Source organism: Trinickia violacea (assembly GCF_005280735.1).
GTDB lineage: Bacteria > Pseudomonadota > Gammaproteobacteria > Burkholderiales > Burkholderiaceae > Trinickia_A > Trinickia_A violacea.
Window position 1 is genome coordinate 2,822,657 of the sequence record NZ_CP040078.1, and the last position, 14,521, is coordinate 2,837,177.

General features: G+C 64.5%; 13 protein-coding genes and 1 pseudogene. 11 read left to right on the forward strand and 3 right to left on the reverse strand.

The annotated features are described in order from the left end of the window. The first annotated feature begins 45 nt into the window (after window positions 1-45). The 6 genes from FAZ95_RS34685 (at window position 46) to FAZ95_RS34710 (ending at window position 6,217) form a co-directional block, all read left to right on the forward strand. Window positions 46-2,193: a hybrid sensor histidine kinase/response regulator gene (locus tag FAZ95_RS34685; protein WP_137336900.1), complete on the forward strand. Its 2,148-nt coding sequence runs from the start codon at window positions 46-48 to the stop codon at window positions 2,191-2,193. Next, window positions 2,190-4,241 carry a response regulator gene (locus FAZ95_RS34690; protein WP_137336901.1) on the forward strand — a complete coding sequence of 684 codons (2,052 nt, stop codon included), beginning with the start codon at window positions 2,190-2,192 and terminating at the stop codon, window positions 4,239-4,241. The genes FAZ95_RS34685 and FAZ95_RS34690 overlap by 4 nt, the downstream gene beginning before the upstream one ends. Then, window positions 4,238-4,870, forward strand: coding sequence for a response regulator (locus tag FAZ95_RS34695; protein WP_137336902.1), 633 nt, complete (start codon window positions 4,238-4,240; stop codon window positions 4,868-4,870). The genes FAZ95_RS34690 and FAZ95_RS34695 overlap by 4 nt, the downstream gene beginning before the upstream one ends. A 175-nt stretch (window positions 4,871-5,045) precedes the next feature. After that, entirely contained in the window at window positions 5,046-5,255 is a 210-nt protein-coding gene (locus FAZ95_RS34700) for a hypothetical protein (protein ID WP_254700105.1), read from the forward strand. Window positions 5,256-5,281: 26 nt separating this feature from the next. Continuing rightward, entirely contained in the window at window positions 5,282-5,500 is a 219-nt protein-coding gene (locus FAZ95_RS34705) for a hypothetical protein (protein WP_137336904.1), read from the forward strand. A 360-nt stretch (window positions 5,501-5,860) separates the two neighbouring features. Next, entirely contained in the window at window positions 5,861-6,217 is a 357-nt protein-coding gene (locus FAZ95_RS34710) for a DUF4148 domain-containing protein (RefSeq protein WP_137337744.1), read from the forward strand. Window positions 6,218-6,277: 60 nt separating this feature from the next. On the opposite strand, the pseudogene FAZ95_RS34715 reads toward FAZ95_RS34710, so the two are convergent. Then, window positions 6,278-6,781: pseudogene (locus FAZ95_RS34715) on the reverse strand (LysR family transcriptional regulator); the annotation flags it as partial. A gap of 85 nt (window positions 6,782-6,866) precedes the next feature. Next, window positions 6,867-7,895 (reverse strand): NAD(P)H-quinone oxidoreductase, encoded by a 1,029-nt coding sequence (locus FAZ95_RS34720; RefSeq protein WP_254700108.1) that lies wholly within the window; start codon window positions 7,893-7,895, stop codon window positions 6,867-6,869. A gap of 139 nt (window positions 7,896-8,034) precedes the next feature. Here FAZ95_RS34720 and FAZ95_RS34725 point away from each other — a divergent pair, with 139 nt between their 5' ends. The 3 genes from FAZ95_RS34725 to mctP all read left to right on the forward strand — a co-directional run bounded on the left by FAZ95_RS34725 (window position 8,035) and on the right by mctP (window position 10,779). After that, window positions 8,035-8,907: a LysR family transcriptional regulator gene (locus tag FAZ95_RS34725; protein ID WP_137336905.1), complete on the forward strand. Its 873-nt coding sequence runs from the start codon at window positions 8,035-8,037 to the stop codon at window positions 8,905-8,907. Window positions 8,908-9,094: 187 nt separating this feature from the next. Beyond that, on the forward strand, window positions 9,095-9,295 hold the full coding sequence (locus tag FAZ95_RS34730; RefSeq protein ID WP_137336906.1) for a DUF3311 domain-containing protein: 201 nt from the start codon (window positions 9,095-9,097) through the stop codon (window positions 9,293-9,295). Then, on the forward strand, window positions 9,292-10,779 hold the full coding sequence (gene mctP / locus FAZ95_RS34735) for a monocarboxylate uptake permease MctP (protein WP_137336907.1): 1,488 nt from the start codon (window positions 9,292-9,294) through the stop codon (window positions 10,777-10,779). The genes FAZ95_RS34730 and mctP overlap by 4 nt, the downstream gene beginning before the upstream one ends. Window positions 10,780-10,815: 36 nt before the next feature. Here the strand turns inward: mctP and FAZ95_RS34740 are convergent, their stop codons facing one another. Next, complete coding sequence (locus tag FAZ95_RS34740) at window positions 10,816-12,303, reverse strand: HD domain-containing phosphohydrolase (protein WP_254700110.1); 1,488 nt, start codon at window positions 12,301-12,303, stop codon at window positions 10,816-10,818. Between the two features lie 168 nt (window positions 12,304-12,471). Between FAZ95_RS34740 and FAZ95_RS34745 the strand changes: the two genes are divergently transcribed. Beyond that, the gene (locus tag FAZ95_RS34745; protein WP_137336908.1) at window positions 12,472-13,251 is read left to right on the forward strand and encodes an alpha/beta fold hydrolase; all 780 of its coding nucleotides are present in this window, start codon (window positions 12,472-12,474) and stop codon (window positions 13,249-13,251) included. A 238-nt stretch (window positions 13,252-13,489) separates the two neighbouring features. Beyond that, entirely contained in the window at window positions 13,490-14,437 is a 948-nt protein-coding gene (locus tag FAZ95_RS34750; RefSeq protein WP_137336909.1) for an AraC family transcriptional regulator, read from the forward strand. The last annotated feature ends 84 nt before the right edge of the window (window positions 14,438-14,521 follow it).

Consider the following 14,521-nt stretch of genomic DNA (forward strand, 5'->3'; position numbering starts at 1 on the left):
GGTGGCACATAATTGCAAAAATAACCCGGACACTCGCGGGAAGATATGACGCTCAATACGTTCGGCGTGCTGTGGAATCCGGTCCAGCGCTCGCGCCATAGCGTGCTGCTGCGGCTGCTCGCGACCGTATTGCTGTTCAGCGTCGTCGTCACGCTGCTGCTGACTGCCTTGCAGCTCTACCGCGATTATCACCGCGGAGCGGCGCGGATCGAAAACCAGCTCGTCGATATCGACCGCAGCTATCGCGACAGTCTCAGCGAGGCACTCTGGCGGCTCGACCACGACCAGCTACAGCTCGAACTCGACGGTATCTTGCGCCTCGCGGACGTCCGCGCGGCAGAGGTTCACGAGGCCGGATCGGAGACGCCGATGGTAGTCACCGCGGGGCAGCGCGCAACGAGCGCGGCGATCGTCCGCGAGTTTCCGCTCGACTATCGCGTGGGGGGCAAGCTGCAGCAAATCGGCACGCTTCACGTCGAAGCGACGCTCGCCGACCTGTACGCCGACCTCAGGCGCACCGCGTTCGTGATCCTGATGAGTCAGGCTGCGAACACGTTTCTCGTCTCGCTCTTCACGATCTCGATCTTCTACGTGCTCGTCACGCGCCACCTCGCGACGATCGCGCGTTTCGTCGGACGCTACGACTTCCGCCAGCCGCCGCAAACCCTGGCGCTGCAGCGGCCCGCGCACCATCAGCCGGATGAGCTCGATCGCGTCGTCACTGCGTTCAACGGCATGGGTGCGCGGGTCTATCGCGCCTATCTCGACGAGCGCGAGGCGGCGGAGGAGCGCGAGGCGCGGCGTCTCGCGGAAGCGGCCAACCGCGCGAAGGGCGAATTCCTCGCGAGCATGAGCCATGAATTGCGCACGCCGTTGAACGGCATCCTCGGTTACGCGCAGATCCTGCGCCGCGACGGCACGCTAGGGGAGAAACAGCGCGACGGCATCGACGTGATTCAACGAAGCGGCGAGCATCTGCTCGTTCTGATCGAAGACATTCTCGACTTCGCGAAGATCGAAGCCGGCAAGTTGCGGCTGGAAATGTCCGACGTGCCGCTCGCGAGCCTCTTGCCGATGATCCGCGAAATCATCGGCGTGAAGGCGGAGCAAAAGGCGCTCGAGTTCGTTTGCGAACTCGCCGACGACGCCCCGCTCAGCGTGCGCGCCGACGAGCGGCGGCTGCGTCAGGTGCTGCTCAATCTGCTCGCGAACGCGGTGAAGTTCACGCAGCGCGGCAGCATCAGCCTGCGCGTGACGCGCTCGTCGTTCGGCACGGCGCGTTTCGAGGTTCGCGATACCGGCATCGGCATCGCCGCCGATCAGCTCGAGACGATCTTCGAACCGTTCGAGCAGGCGCGCGGCCCCGGGCATCGCGTCGACGGCACCGGCCTCGGCCTCGCGATCAGCCGCCAGCTCGTGCGCGCGATGGGCGGCGAGATTCGCGTCGAGAGCGAAGTGGGCCGCGGCAGTGCCTTCTGGTTCCGGCTGATGCCGGCGCTGACCGTGCCCGCCGGCGACACCAAGCGCCCGGCGCGCGCCGTCATCGGCTACGAGGGACCGCGCGTGAAAGTCTTGATCGTCGACGACGATGCGACCAATCGCAAAGTCGCGCGCGATTTCCTGAGCGGGCTCGGCTTTGTCACGACGGAAGCCGTCAACGGTCTCGAAGGTCTCGATCAAGCGCTCGCCGAAAAACCGGCGCTCGTGCTGACCGATATCGTGATGCCCGTGCTCGACGGCCTCGATGCGACACGGCGGCTGCGGCGCCTGCCCGGGTTCGACGAGGTGCCCGTCATCGCGGTTTCGGCGAGCCCTTCCGGCGCCGATGAGCAGAAGAGCCTCGAAGCGGGCGCGAACGCGTTCCTCTCCAAGCCGGTCGACTTCGACATACTCGTCGCGCAAATGGGCTTGCTGCTGCAATTGGATTGGACGTACGCGCCGCTCGCCGATACGGAGGCGCTGCTTCCCGCATCCGAACGCTATACCGTTCCGGACGCCGAGATGCAGACGCTGCATCGCCTCGCGCGCCTCGGCAACATGCGCGAAATACTGCAATGGGCGGACCGCGTCGCGTCGCTCGACGAACGCTACGTCCCGTTCGCCTCGCAATTGCGCGTGCTCGCCAAGGGTTATCAATCGAAGGCGATCCTTCAGCTCGTCGAGCGGCACCTCGGTGAGGGGCAAGCATCATGAATACCGCGGCAGCAATCGTTTCGGACATCGCGGCCGAGCCGCCGTCGATCCTCATCGTCGACGATACCCCCGCGAACCTCGGCGTCGTGATGGACAGCCTCGCCGACAAGGGCTTTCGCGTGCTGGTCGCGCTCGACGGCAACGAAGCGCTCGAGCGCGCGCAGTTCTCGCAACCCGACTTGATCCTGCTCGACGTCAAGATGCCCGGCATCGACGGCTTCGAAACCTGCCGCCGTCTCAAGGCCGATCCGCGCACGCACGATATCGCCGTGATCTTCATGACCTCGCTGACCGGCACGGCGCACCTGCTCGAAGGTTTTTCGGCGGGCGGCGTCGACTACATCACGAAGCCCGTGCAAGTCGCGGAGATGATGGCGCGCATCGGCACGCATCTCGCGCTGCGCTCCATGTACAAGCAGCTCGTCGCGCAGAACAGCCAGCTGCAAAACGAAATCGCCGTGCGCGAGCGGACCGAGATCGCGCTCTCGCGAGCGCGCGACGAGCTCGAAGCGCGCGTCGCGAAGCGCACCGAGGAACTCGCACGCGCGAACGCGAGCCTCACGCTCGAAATCGACGAACGCCGGCGTGTCGAAGCCAAGCGCGTGGCGAGTGAGGCCCGCTTTCGGACGATCGTCGAGACGAGCCCGGTGCCGTTTTGCATCACGTCGATGCCCGACGGCGAGCTGCTCTTCGCGAACGAGCCGATGCGGCAGTTGTTCGGGTTCGACGACACGACGAGCCGCGGCATCAACATGGGCGATTTCTACGTCGATGCGACGCTGCGCGACCAGCTCGTGCAGCATCTGCGCCGCGAAGGCGCATTTCGCAATTTCGAGGTGCAGTTCAGGCGCCCGAACGGCACGATGTTCTGGGCCACCGTGACCTCGCGCGTCGCGACCTACGACGACGCCCCGGCGATCTACAACGGCCTGAACGACGTCACCGCGCGCCGGGCACAGGCTGAAGCGCTGCGCAAGAGCGCAGCGAGCTTGGCGAACGCGCAGCGGCTCGCGCATCTCGGCGATTGGGGATGGGATGCGCGCTTGGGGATGACGCACTGGTCCGACGAGGTCTACAACATTCTCGGCTTGACCGAGACGCTCCATGACCTGCACAAGCCGCCGCCCAGCTATCGCACCTTCGCCGCCGCCGTGCATCCCGACGATCGGCACGCGCTGCGGCGGACGCTGCGCGCGCTCGTTCGCGGCGCCCGCGCCGAGGGCATCGATCTGCGCGTGGTCTGCCCAGGCGGCGCGATCCGCATCGTGCGTCTGGAGGCCGAAGCGCTGTACGCGCCGGGCCAAGGGATGCGGCCATCGAAGCTCGTCGGCACGATTCAGGACATCACCGAACGCAAGCGCATCGAGCAGGAACTGTTCGAATCGCGCGAGCAGTTGCGCGAACTCTCGAACTACATGGAAGGCATCCGCGAGGAAGAGCGCAAGCGCATCGCGATGGAGATCCACGACGAACTCGGCCAACTGTTGACCGCGCTGAAGATGGACGTGGCGCTGATGCGCATGCGTCTTGGCGACGGCGACGCCGAAGCGAAACGCAAATCGGACGATATGCGCGAGCTCGTCGAAAAAACGATCTGGATGGTGCGCAACGTGGCGAGCCATCTGCGCCCTGCTGCGCTCAATTTCGGCATCGTGTCGGCGCTCGAATGGCTCGCCGAAGACTTCGGCCGGCGCACGGGCATCGCATGCCGCGTCCGGGTGCGCGGCGGCGAACCGGTGCTGAACGACGCGCATGCGACCGCCGTATTTCGCATCGTTCAGGCGTCGCTCACCAACGTCGCGCGCCACGCGGGCGCCTCGCGCGTCGACGTGACGCTCGACAACGACAGCGCCTCGCTCGCGCTGCAAATCGGCGACGACGGGTGCGGGTTCGATCCCGACGAAGCGAAGAAGGGGTACTCCTACGGCCTGCTCGGCATGGAGGAGCGCGCGCGGCTCATCGGGGCTTCGCTGCAAATAGACAGTGCGCCAGGCACGGGCACGGTAGTTTCGATCCACATGCCGCTCATAGGCGGCCCTACGACATGATCCATATTCTTATTGCCGACGACCACGCGATCGTTCGCGGCGGGCTCAAACAAATCATCGCGACCACGACCGACATCGTCGTGGCCGGCGAAGCGGCGCACGGCGCCGAAGTGATCGACAAGCTGCGGGTCTTGCAAGTCGACCTGCTTCTGCTCGACATGACGATGCCGGGCATCAGCGGCATCGGGCTGATCCGGCGCATACGCACCGAACAGCCCGCGCTGCCCATACTCGTGCTCAGCATCCATAACGAGGCGCAGGTGGTGTCGCGCGCGTTGCGGGCCGGCGCAACGGGCTACGTCACCAAGGACAGCGACCCCGAGATCCTGCTTACGGCGATCCACAAGCTCGCGGCAGGCGGGCGGTTCATCGACCCGAAACTCGTCGATGCCATCGTGTTCGAAACGCATGCGGGCGAAGCGCCGCCGCACGAGGTGCTGTCGGACCGCGAGTTCCAGGTCTTGCAGATGCTCGCCGCCGGCAAGAGCATCAACGACATCGCCGAATCGTTCGCGTTGAGCGCCAAGACCATCAGTACGCACAAGATGCGGCTCATGCAGAAGCTCAATCTCGGCAACAACGCGGAGCTGATCCGCTACGCGATCAAGCACGGGCTCGTCGCGGAATAATAGTGTCGCGCCCTGATATCCGCCGTCAGGATTTCCTGACAGCGGATACAAGCTATTCCGAATAGACATTCCGGCTGCCCCGACTTCGCACTGTGGTTGTGCGTGACTACGATGGTTTCATGGCCCATTAGGCAGGTTGGAGACGGAGATGGTAGTCGCGGAAAGGTCCTTGCGCATGCTGATCGACAAATGGATCGGCAGCACGGGAGCGACATCGGTGCGCGTATCGTTGATGGTGCATGGGTCAGTCAGGCGAAGACGCTGCGTCTGCATTCACGCCGAGCGGCCAGCCGGCATGTTCATGCTTTTTTTCTTTCGCCACGACGACGGTTCGTGGCATGTCATTCCACCCGAGACGACAAGGCCTGCCATGAGCGCCTGCTGACGCTCACCCAGCGAAGGAGAGAGTCCATGTCCGCTCAACTTGCCGATTCAACCGCCCCCGCAAGCGAGCACGAAGCCAATCTGCGCGCGTGGATGAGCGCGTGGTTCGACCACGCGGTGTCCGTGGGCTTCGTCCGGCCGCCGTTCGTGCTGAAAGACGAGGCCGCCGCCAAGCTCGAAGGCTATTACAGCGTCGGCCTCACGCCGAGCGAAGGGGCCACGGCTTTTTTTAGCAAGCCGCATTGAGCGGCGAAATTTCGCCAGCCGCTCATTCTTCCTACCCATTGACTCGATCGAGTCGGCCGCGGCCGTTCGAGTGTCCCAGCCCCCTCCGTACCTGACCAACACCTGACGGCGCCATGCGTTAAAGGCATGGCTCGTATCGCAACGATATATTTTATTTGTGCCTGCGCGCCGCATACGATACGGGACATGGCAGCGCAGAACCGGAGCGGCGAACGCAAAAACCGCACATGCAGCACGGTGCGCCGACACCAGGATTCAGGACCTTGAAAAAACCAACGCTTGACCTGGAATAACGCCGAAATTGCGGTGTTAGCCATAGCACAAGGCCCATGTTCCACATCATCTAGTTAGGAGTTCAAAATGAAGACGCATCTCGTAGCCGCCCTTTCGATCGCCCTCCTCGCTTCGGCCGGCATCGCCACCAGCGCGACGGCACAGGAAAAGACCCGCACCGAAGTCCGTCAGGAGCTGATCCAGGCCGAAAACAACGGCTCGCGCTTTGTCACGGATACGTCGTATCCCGCGGTGAACCCGATCTTCACGCAGCAGGTTGCCCGTCTTCAAGCGCAAAACAGCGGAGCCGGCGCCGAAATGACCGGTTCGAGCGAATCCGGCCGGCATGCGGCGGGTGACGTTACGGGCGCGGCGAAGACCGCTCACGCGCCGTCGCACTGTGTCGGTCCGGTGAGCTACTGCTCGATCTACTTCGGAAGCTGACATGCCGTGCGCCGCAAGGCTGGCCTTCGGTGCCAGCCACTGCGAACGCCTCGCGGCCGCCACCGCGGCGATTTCGTCGGCGCCGATCCGGCGCGCGTGCAGCACGGAATCGTCGTACGGCCCTTCGATGAAGCCCAGCGCAAAGGTGTGATCGCGCAATCCGGCCTCGACGTGCTCCGTGTTGCTGACGACGAGATCGATCTCGACTTGGGGACGATCCGTGTGAAAGCGCGCGATCAGATCGGGCACCCAGTAGACGCCCAGCGTCGCACTGGCGCCGATCTTCAGGTGCCCCGCGCTCAGCCCAGCCAACTCCTTCAATTCCCATTCGGCCGCGTCGGCGAGCGAAAAGATCTGCTCGGCATAGCGGAACAGCATCGTTCCGGCTTCGGTCAGCGCGACGCCGCGCGGCAGGCGATCGAACAGCGCGAGCCCGAGCCGGTCCTCCAGCTCCCTGATTTCCTGCGTGACCGCCGGCTGGCTGACGCGCAAACGCTCCGCGCCAGCGCTGACACTGCCTGCGCGCGCAACCTCGAAGAAGGCGAGTAAATGCGTGAAATTCATCGAGTCTGATTTGACGGCCACGCCTGGATCGGGCAGCCCGTCCAAGCAGGATAGGCGATCCGCCGATCCGGCGGGCGGGCGCCGATCAGATGGCGCGATACGCCCCCGTCGTCAGCACGATCTTGCCGATGTGCTGCGACGAATCGATCAGTTCGTGAGCGCCGCGCGCGTCTTCGAGCGGGAACGTCTTGTAGATTTGCGGCTTGACCGTCCCCGCTTCGACAAACGGCCACACGTTCTGCTCCAAATCGCGAATGAGGCTCGCCTTGTCCGCGTAGCCGCGCGAACGCAACGTCGAGCCGATATGCGTGAGTTGCTTTTGCATCAGCGGCCAGATATTCAAGTCCTTTGCCGGCCCGCCTAATGCGCTTACCTGGACGATGCGTCCGTGCATCGCGGCCGCCTGATAGTTACGCGCGACGTAATCGCCCGCGATGATGTCGAGGATCACGTCGACACCCTTGCCGTCGGTGAAGCGCTTCACCTCTTCGACAAAATCCGCTTCGCGATAGTTGATCGACAGGTCCGCGCCCAAGCGCAGGCTCGCTTGGCGGTGCGCTTCCGAGCCCACGGTCGTGATGATCTTCGATGCGCCGAACGCCTTGGCGAGCATCGTCGCCGTGGTGCCGATGCCGGATGCGCCGCCGTGAATCAAGACGGTTTCCCCCTTTTGCAATCTGCCGCGCTGGAACAGATTCAGCCACACCGTCAGGAAGGTCTCGGGCATCGCGGCCGCCTCGACCACGGAAAGCCCCTTCGGAATCGCCAACGTGGCGTTTGCATTCGCCACGGTGTATTCGGCATACCCGCCGCCCGTAATCAACGCCGCCACCCGATCGCCCGCCTGAAAGCGCGTGACGCCGCTGCCGGCGGCAACCACCTCGCCCGCCACTTCGAGCCCGGGAATATCGGATGCGCCGGGAGGCGGCGCGTATAAACCCTTGCGCTGCAGCACGTCCGGCCCGTTCACGCCTGCGGCGTGGATGCGAATCAGCACTTCATCGGCCGCCGGTTGCGGCACGTCACGCGTGACCGGCGCGAGCACCTCGGGACCACCGGGTCGAGCAATCTCGATCGCCGTCATCGAGGACGGCAGGTTGTGGGTTAGCGACATGGAATCCTCCTATCAAAAGTTTCCGTAGCACAGCATGGGCTGCTGCATGGGATGCAAGTATAGGTTCGCAATCGGATGTATTTATGCTTCAATATTCCGATCGACCAATGCAAATTTGCATCACCCACGGAGACCCGTCGTGAACTGGGACGACACCCGAATCTTCCTCGCCGTGCAGCGCGAACGGACGCTCAGAGGCGCCGCCAAAACGCTCGATCTCGACCAGGCCACCGTTGGACGCCGCATCGCCGCGCTCGAGCGCGTATTGGGCGCGACCTTGTTTTTACGCGCCTCGGACGGCTACGTGCTGACGCCCGCCGGAGAACTCGCGCTAAAAGCGGCGGAGAAAATGGAGCAGTTTGCGCACGAGCTGGTACGCCAAACGCAAGGTGTCGATACGCGCCTAGAAGGCGACGTGCGCGTCACCACCACGGATTCGCTCGCGCTCGAATTCCTGATTCCGGCGATCACGCGCCTGCACGCGAAGCATCCCGATGTGCGGGTCCTGATGAACACGTCGACGCAGATGCTCAATCTCGCGAAGCGAGAGGCCGATATCGCAGTGCGAACGATCAAGCCCGAGAATCCCGATCTGATCGCGCGCCGCCTCGCACGCTGGCCGACGGGGCTGTTCGCGTCGAAGAGCTATTTGAAGAAGCGCGGCGAACCTGAACCTGGCGGCGCCTTCGCCGGCCACGACATCGTGATGTATCAGCCGTACATGACCGGTTGCCGTGCACCGACGCTCGCGGGCGAGCCGATCCACGCGGGCCGGATCGTGTCGGCCGTCAACTCGAATCTGATGCTGCGCTCGCAGATCAAGGCGGGGCTCGGCATCGGCGAAATACCGGTTCTGCTCGGCGAGCGCGACGGCCTCGTGCGCCTTTGGCCGGACCGTACACGCAGCGTGCCCTATGAGGTATGGCTCGTCACGCATCAGGACTTGCGTCACACCGCGCGCATCCGCGCGATGATCGACCAGATTGTGGCCGTCTTTGAAACCTGCGCGTAAGCGCACGGCGCAGCTCCCTGCACACATCTCGAAATTGTTTGATAATCCGTGCGCCACCGGACAAGAAGACATTCGCTGGCGCACGAACCGCCTACGATGACATTGAGACATGCCGATTGCGGAGGGCGAGACGCGATCGGTGCTATCCCTGGCGGGAGGTCGTTTCTCGCCCACGGTATACAAAATCATGAATACATCAGACCAAAACCATCGGCCCTGGCTCTGGGTACTGCTCCTCATTCCCTACGTCGCGCTGCTCTGGCTGCCGTTCTACAACCACCGCATGCCGGCGCTTTTCGGCTTCCCGTTCTTCTACTGGTATCAGCTGCTGTGGGTGCCGATCACCTCGCTGCTCCTCTACGTCGTTTATCGGGGGATCAGCAAATGAACAACGGACAATCGATCAATGGCGTCGCGATGGCCGTATTCATCGGTTTTTTCGCGCTGGTCACCATACTGGGCTTCATCGCCGCGCGTTGGAAGCGCGGCGACCTCACGCAACTGCATGAGTGGGGACTCGGCGGACGCCAGTTCGGCACGATCATCTCGTGGTTTCTCGTCGGCGGCGATTTCTACACCGCCTATACCGTGATTGCGGTGCCCGCGCTCGTGTATTCGGTCGGCGCGTATGGGTTCTTTGCACTGCCCTACACGATCATCGTCTACCCGTTCGTGTTCGCCGTGATGCCCAAGCTCTGGCGCATCGCGCATGAGAAGAACCACATCACCGCGGCCGACTACGTGCACGGCGAATATGGCGGCAAGCTGCTGCCCGCGGCGATCGCACTGACCGGCATCGTCGCGACGATGCCTTATATCGCGTTGCAGCTGGTGGGGATGCAGGTCGTCATCAAAGGGCTTGGGGTGTCGGGCGAGATTCCGCTCGTCGTCGCCTTCATCATTCTCGCGCTCTATACGTATGCCAGCGGCTTGCGCGCGCCGGCGATGATCGCGTTCGTCAAGGACATCATGATCTACATCGTGGTGATCGCCGCGATCTGGCTGATTCCGACGAAGCTCGGCGGCTACGCGCAAGTGTTCGACTCGGCGGACAAATTCTTCGCCGCGAAAGGCGGCGCGACCGGCATCGTGCTGCAGCCGTCGCAGTTCATTGCGTATGCGTCGCTCGCGCTCGGCTCGGCGCTGGCCGCGTTCATGTATCCGCATACCATGACGGCGATTCTGTCGTCGTCATCGGCGAAGACGATTCAGAAGAATGCGATCGTGCTGCCCGCCTATACGCTGCTGCTCGGCCTCATCGCCCTGCTCGGCTATATGGCGATCGCGGCGGGCATCAAGGTGCATTCGGCATCCGACGTCGTTCCCGCCCTCTTCGGCACGCTGTTCCCGTCGTGGTTCGTCGGCTTCGCAGCGGCGGCGATCGCGATCAGCGCGCTGGTGCCGGCGGCGATCATGTCGATCGGCGCGGCCAATCTCTTCACGCGCAATCTCTGGCGCCCGCTCGTCAATCCGAACATCTCGCCGGCGGGAGAAGCCTCGACCGCGAAGCTCGTTTCGCTCGTCGTGAAGTTCGGCGCGCTGCTCTTCATCGTGTTCCTGCCGACGCAGTACGCGATCGATCTGCAGCTGCTCGGCGGCGTGTGGATTCTGCAGATCTTTCCGGCGATCGTGTTCTCGCTCTATACGCGCAAGCTCTCGACGTCGGGGCTGCTCGCCGGCTGGCTCGTGGGCATCGTGCTCGGCACGGCGCTGGCGATTTCGCAAGGCTTGAAGCCCGTGTTCGCGCTGCATGTCGGCGGGGCGGTTTTCCCGCTCTATATCGGGTTGATCGCGCTGGTGGTGAACATCGCCATTGCGTTCGGGCTTTCGGTGGTGATGCCGGCGCGCCGTATGGCGGCAGTGGCGGAGTAACGCCCGAAGTGACTCCCGAACTTACGTCGATAAGCGCTAAAGCAACCCCATCGCCGAAGCCTTCAGGGTCGCGGCCGCGCGCGTCGAACATTCGAGCTTGCGAAACACGCTTTCGACATGCGTGCGCACCGTGCTCGGACTCAGCTCGAGTTCGCGCGCCGCTTCCTTGTTGCTCGCGCCGCGGCTGATCGATCGCAGCACGTCGATCTCGCGCGCGGAGAGGCGTGCCGCCTGCAGACGCGCACGCGTGCTTCGTTGCGGCACGGCTTGCGCGTCGATCAGCGCCTCGACGGCTTCTGCATCGAAGCGCCCCTGCCCGGCCTCGGCACGCAGCAATTGCGCAGCCTCGTCTCCGGACCACGCGGCGCGCCACGGCCGCGCCGAGCGCAAGGCGACCCATGCTGTCGCCGCGCTCAGCACGCGCGCGTCCAACGACAGCGCCTGTCCGCTCGCGCCGCGAAAATACCCGGAACCGTCGAGCCGTTCGTAGGCGTATGACGCGAGCTCGGCCGCTTGCGCAAGCGCACCCGTTTGCTTGCCTGCGCGCGATGTCCAGTACGGCACGAGCCGGATCGTCTCCCACGCCGATGCGCTCAAGCGCCCTGCCGTATTCCAGATCGTGTTCGGCACCGCCGCACGCCCGATGCCGTGAATCAATCCCGCGGAGTACACACACGCCTGCGCGTGCGGTTCGCCGCCAAGCCTAGCACTGCATGCCGCCGCGGCCGATGCGACCGCGCGCGAATAGCCCGTCATCCATGGCAGCTTGAGGTCGATCACATCGGCGATCAGCTCGGCCGAGGTGGTCCCGCGCATGTGCGGCGTCAGGAGCGCTTCATCGAGTTCCGACGGTTCCGCGCTCGCGAGCGTATCGAGCCAAAGCCCCGCGTGAGCGGCGACCAGCGCGACCCAGTCAGCCGGATAGCGTGCGCCTGCGCGGCCGGTGATCAGCGCGAGCGCGCGCTCGAACCCATAGACGCGGCTGAAGATTTCCAAGTCGCCCGCGAGCGACACGACGAACACTGTCTGCGGCACCGCCGCGCCGGCCAGACCGTCCGGTATGCCGCTACCGTCCCACGCCTCGAAAACGTGCCGCAGCACCTCCTCCGATTCCGGAGCGAGGTTCAGCATGCGCGCCACTTCGCCGGACACCTCGCAGTGAATCTGCGCCAGCGGCGAAAGCGCGGTCACGATGCCGCCTTGGACATCGAGCGGCTTCGCCCAATCCGCTCGCTGCGCGAGCATCGCCTCGCGGCCGGCGACGTCGTCGCCGAGCACGTCGGCGAATCCCGCCGCGTTCGCCGTGCAGCCCGACCACCTCAAGAGCGACGCCTCGATCGCCGTGGCCGCGCCCGCGTCGCCGCCGCCGGCGGCACGCGCCAGTTGCGCGGCAAGCCACGCCGTGCGCAGCGAGTGATCGGTCGGCTGCCCCATGCTGAGGTCGCCGATGAAAGCGAGCGCCTTGACCGCGTCGAAGACGCGAATCGCGAAAGCCTCGTCCTGTGCGTTGTCGTTTGTATTCACGCGTCTGCCGATGAATTTTGTATACCGGATGCGGTATGCCGGATGCGGGCCACTATAGCGCAGCCGCTCACGTCCCGTTCCGGACGGGGTCGGACATTTGACCGATACCGCCCGCTCCTGCCGCCTGCGAAGCTTACGCCCAACTTAACCCGCGGCCAGGAGCCCATCATGAATCGTCTGTTGAAGAAGTGCCTCGCGTCGGCCTTGCTGGCCGGCAGCGTGTTTTCCGTCTCGGCCGCGCATGCCGCGCCGCCGCAGGACCTGAAAGGCAAGAACGTCGTCCTCGTGCACGGCGCGTTCGCCGACGGCTCGAGCTGGGACAAGGTGATCCCGCTGCTCGAAGCACGCGGCCTGCACGTGGTGTCGGTGCAGAATCCGCTCAGCTCGCTCGCCGACGACGCGGCCGCCACGAAGCGCGTGATCGATCAGCAGCAAGGGCCGGTCGTGCTCGTCGGCCACTCGTGGGGCGGCGTCGTCATCACGCAAGCGGGCAACGACGACAAGGTCAAGGCGCTCGTCTACGTCGCCGCGTTCGCGCCGGACGCCGGTCAGTCGATCAACGACATGCTCAAGGGCCAACCCGCACCGGTTTGGGCGAGCGAGCTGCACAAGGACTCGGCGGGCTTCCTGACGCTGTCGACCAACGCGGTCGTCCACGATTTCGCGCAGGATCTTCCGGTTGCGGAAGCGCGCGTCGTCGCGGCGACGCAAGGCCCCTGGTTCGCGGGCTGCACGGACGACAAGGTGACCGAGGCGGCGTGGCACACGAAGCCGTCGTGGTTCATCGTCGCGAAACAGGACCGCATGATCGATCCGCACGCCGAGGCGGCCATGGCGAGCGAAATCGGCGCGACAACGACGAGCATCGACGCGAGCCACGTCGCCATGCTGAGCCAGCCGCGCGCGGTGGCCGATGCGATCATCGCGGCAGCGAGCAAGGTGCAGTAAAAGGACGAGACGGCGGCCTCACGCCGTTCCTGCGCGCGCCTGCGCTGACGCATCAAGAAGCAAAGCGTCGGCGCAGGCGCGCGTCATTCTCTCTGGGTCCTGTTCACACTAACAGCGGGCTCTAATCTCCGGCTGTATCCAACCTTCGATAGAAGGCATTCCACATGCAAAACACTCCGGAGGTCGATTCCCGCGCTAACCCATAAAATGCGCATTCGGACCCACCAAAGGATCGACATTGTCTGCGCTCGATTGGCTTAGCCGCCTGCTCGTCATGATGCCCGTCAGCGGTCGACTCGAACTCCGCTGCGACCTCGGCGCGCCGTGGCGCGTCGTCTACGAGCGCTCCGAACCGGGCGAAATGCCCTATCACGTCATCGTCAGCGGGTCGGCGGTGCTGGAAAGCCCCGACGGCCCCACCCAACAGCTCGAGGCGGGCGACATCGTGCTGCTGACGCACGGCTCCCCGCACGCGTTTCACGACGGCAGCGGCGCACGCCCATCACCCGAGCGAAAACGCGACATCTTCAATGTGACCGTCAGCGAAAATCGCGGGAAGGGCGAGCGTCTGGACATGCTCTGCGGCCGCTTCGTCATCACGCCGCCACATGACCGGCTGATGCGAAACTACTTGCCCGCGATACTCGTCGTGCGATCCTCCGCGCACGACGCGTCGCATCAGACGGCAACGTCGCGCCAGCTGGCAAGCCTCGTCGGACTGATGCGGGCCGAATCGGCCTCGTACACGCTCGGCGGATACGCAATGCTGAACGCGCTGTCGGCGGCGCTTTTCGCGCTTACGTTGAGGATGGCCAGCGAATCCGAAGCGGCGGACATCGGCTTGCTCGCGTTGGCCGGCCATCCGCGCCTCGCCCCTGCCCTGAGCGCGATGTTCAACGAGCCCGCGCGCGCGTGGACCCTCCCCGAGCTGGCTCAGCTGTGCAACATGTCCCGCGCGACGCTGGTCCGCCACTTTCGCGACAAGGTGGGATGCTCCGTCAACGACTTGTTGACGGACATCCGCATGACGCTTGCGGCCAACGAGCTGAAGAAGCCCGCGACGTCGACGGAAGCGGTGGCCGAGGTGGTCGGCTATCAGTCGCTGGCCGCCTTCCGGCGCGCGTTCACACAGCGCATGGGGATGACGCCCGGCGAATGGCGCCGGACCGCTCAGGCCATTGCTTGAGCCGATCGAGCATTCAATTGAGCGATTTAGGACTTATTCGGCTCAGATGATCCATCTAAAGTGGAGACTCCTAACCCACTGACG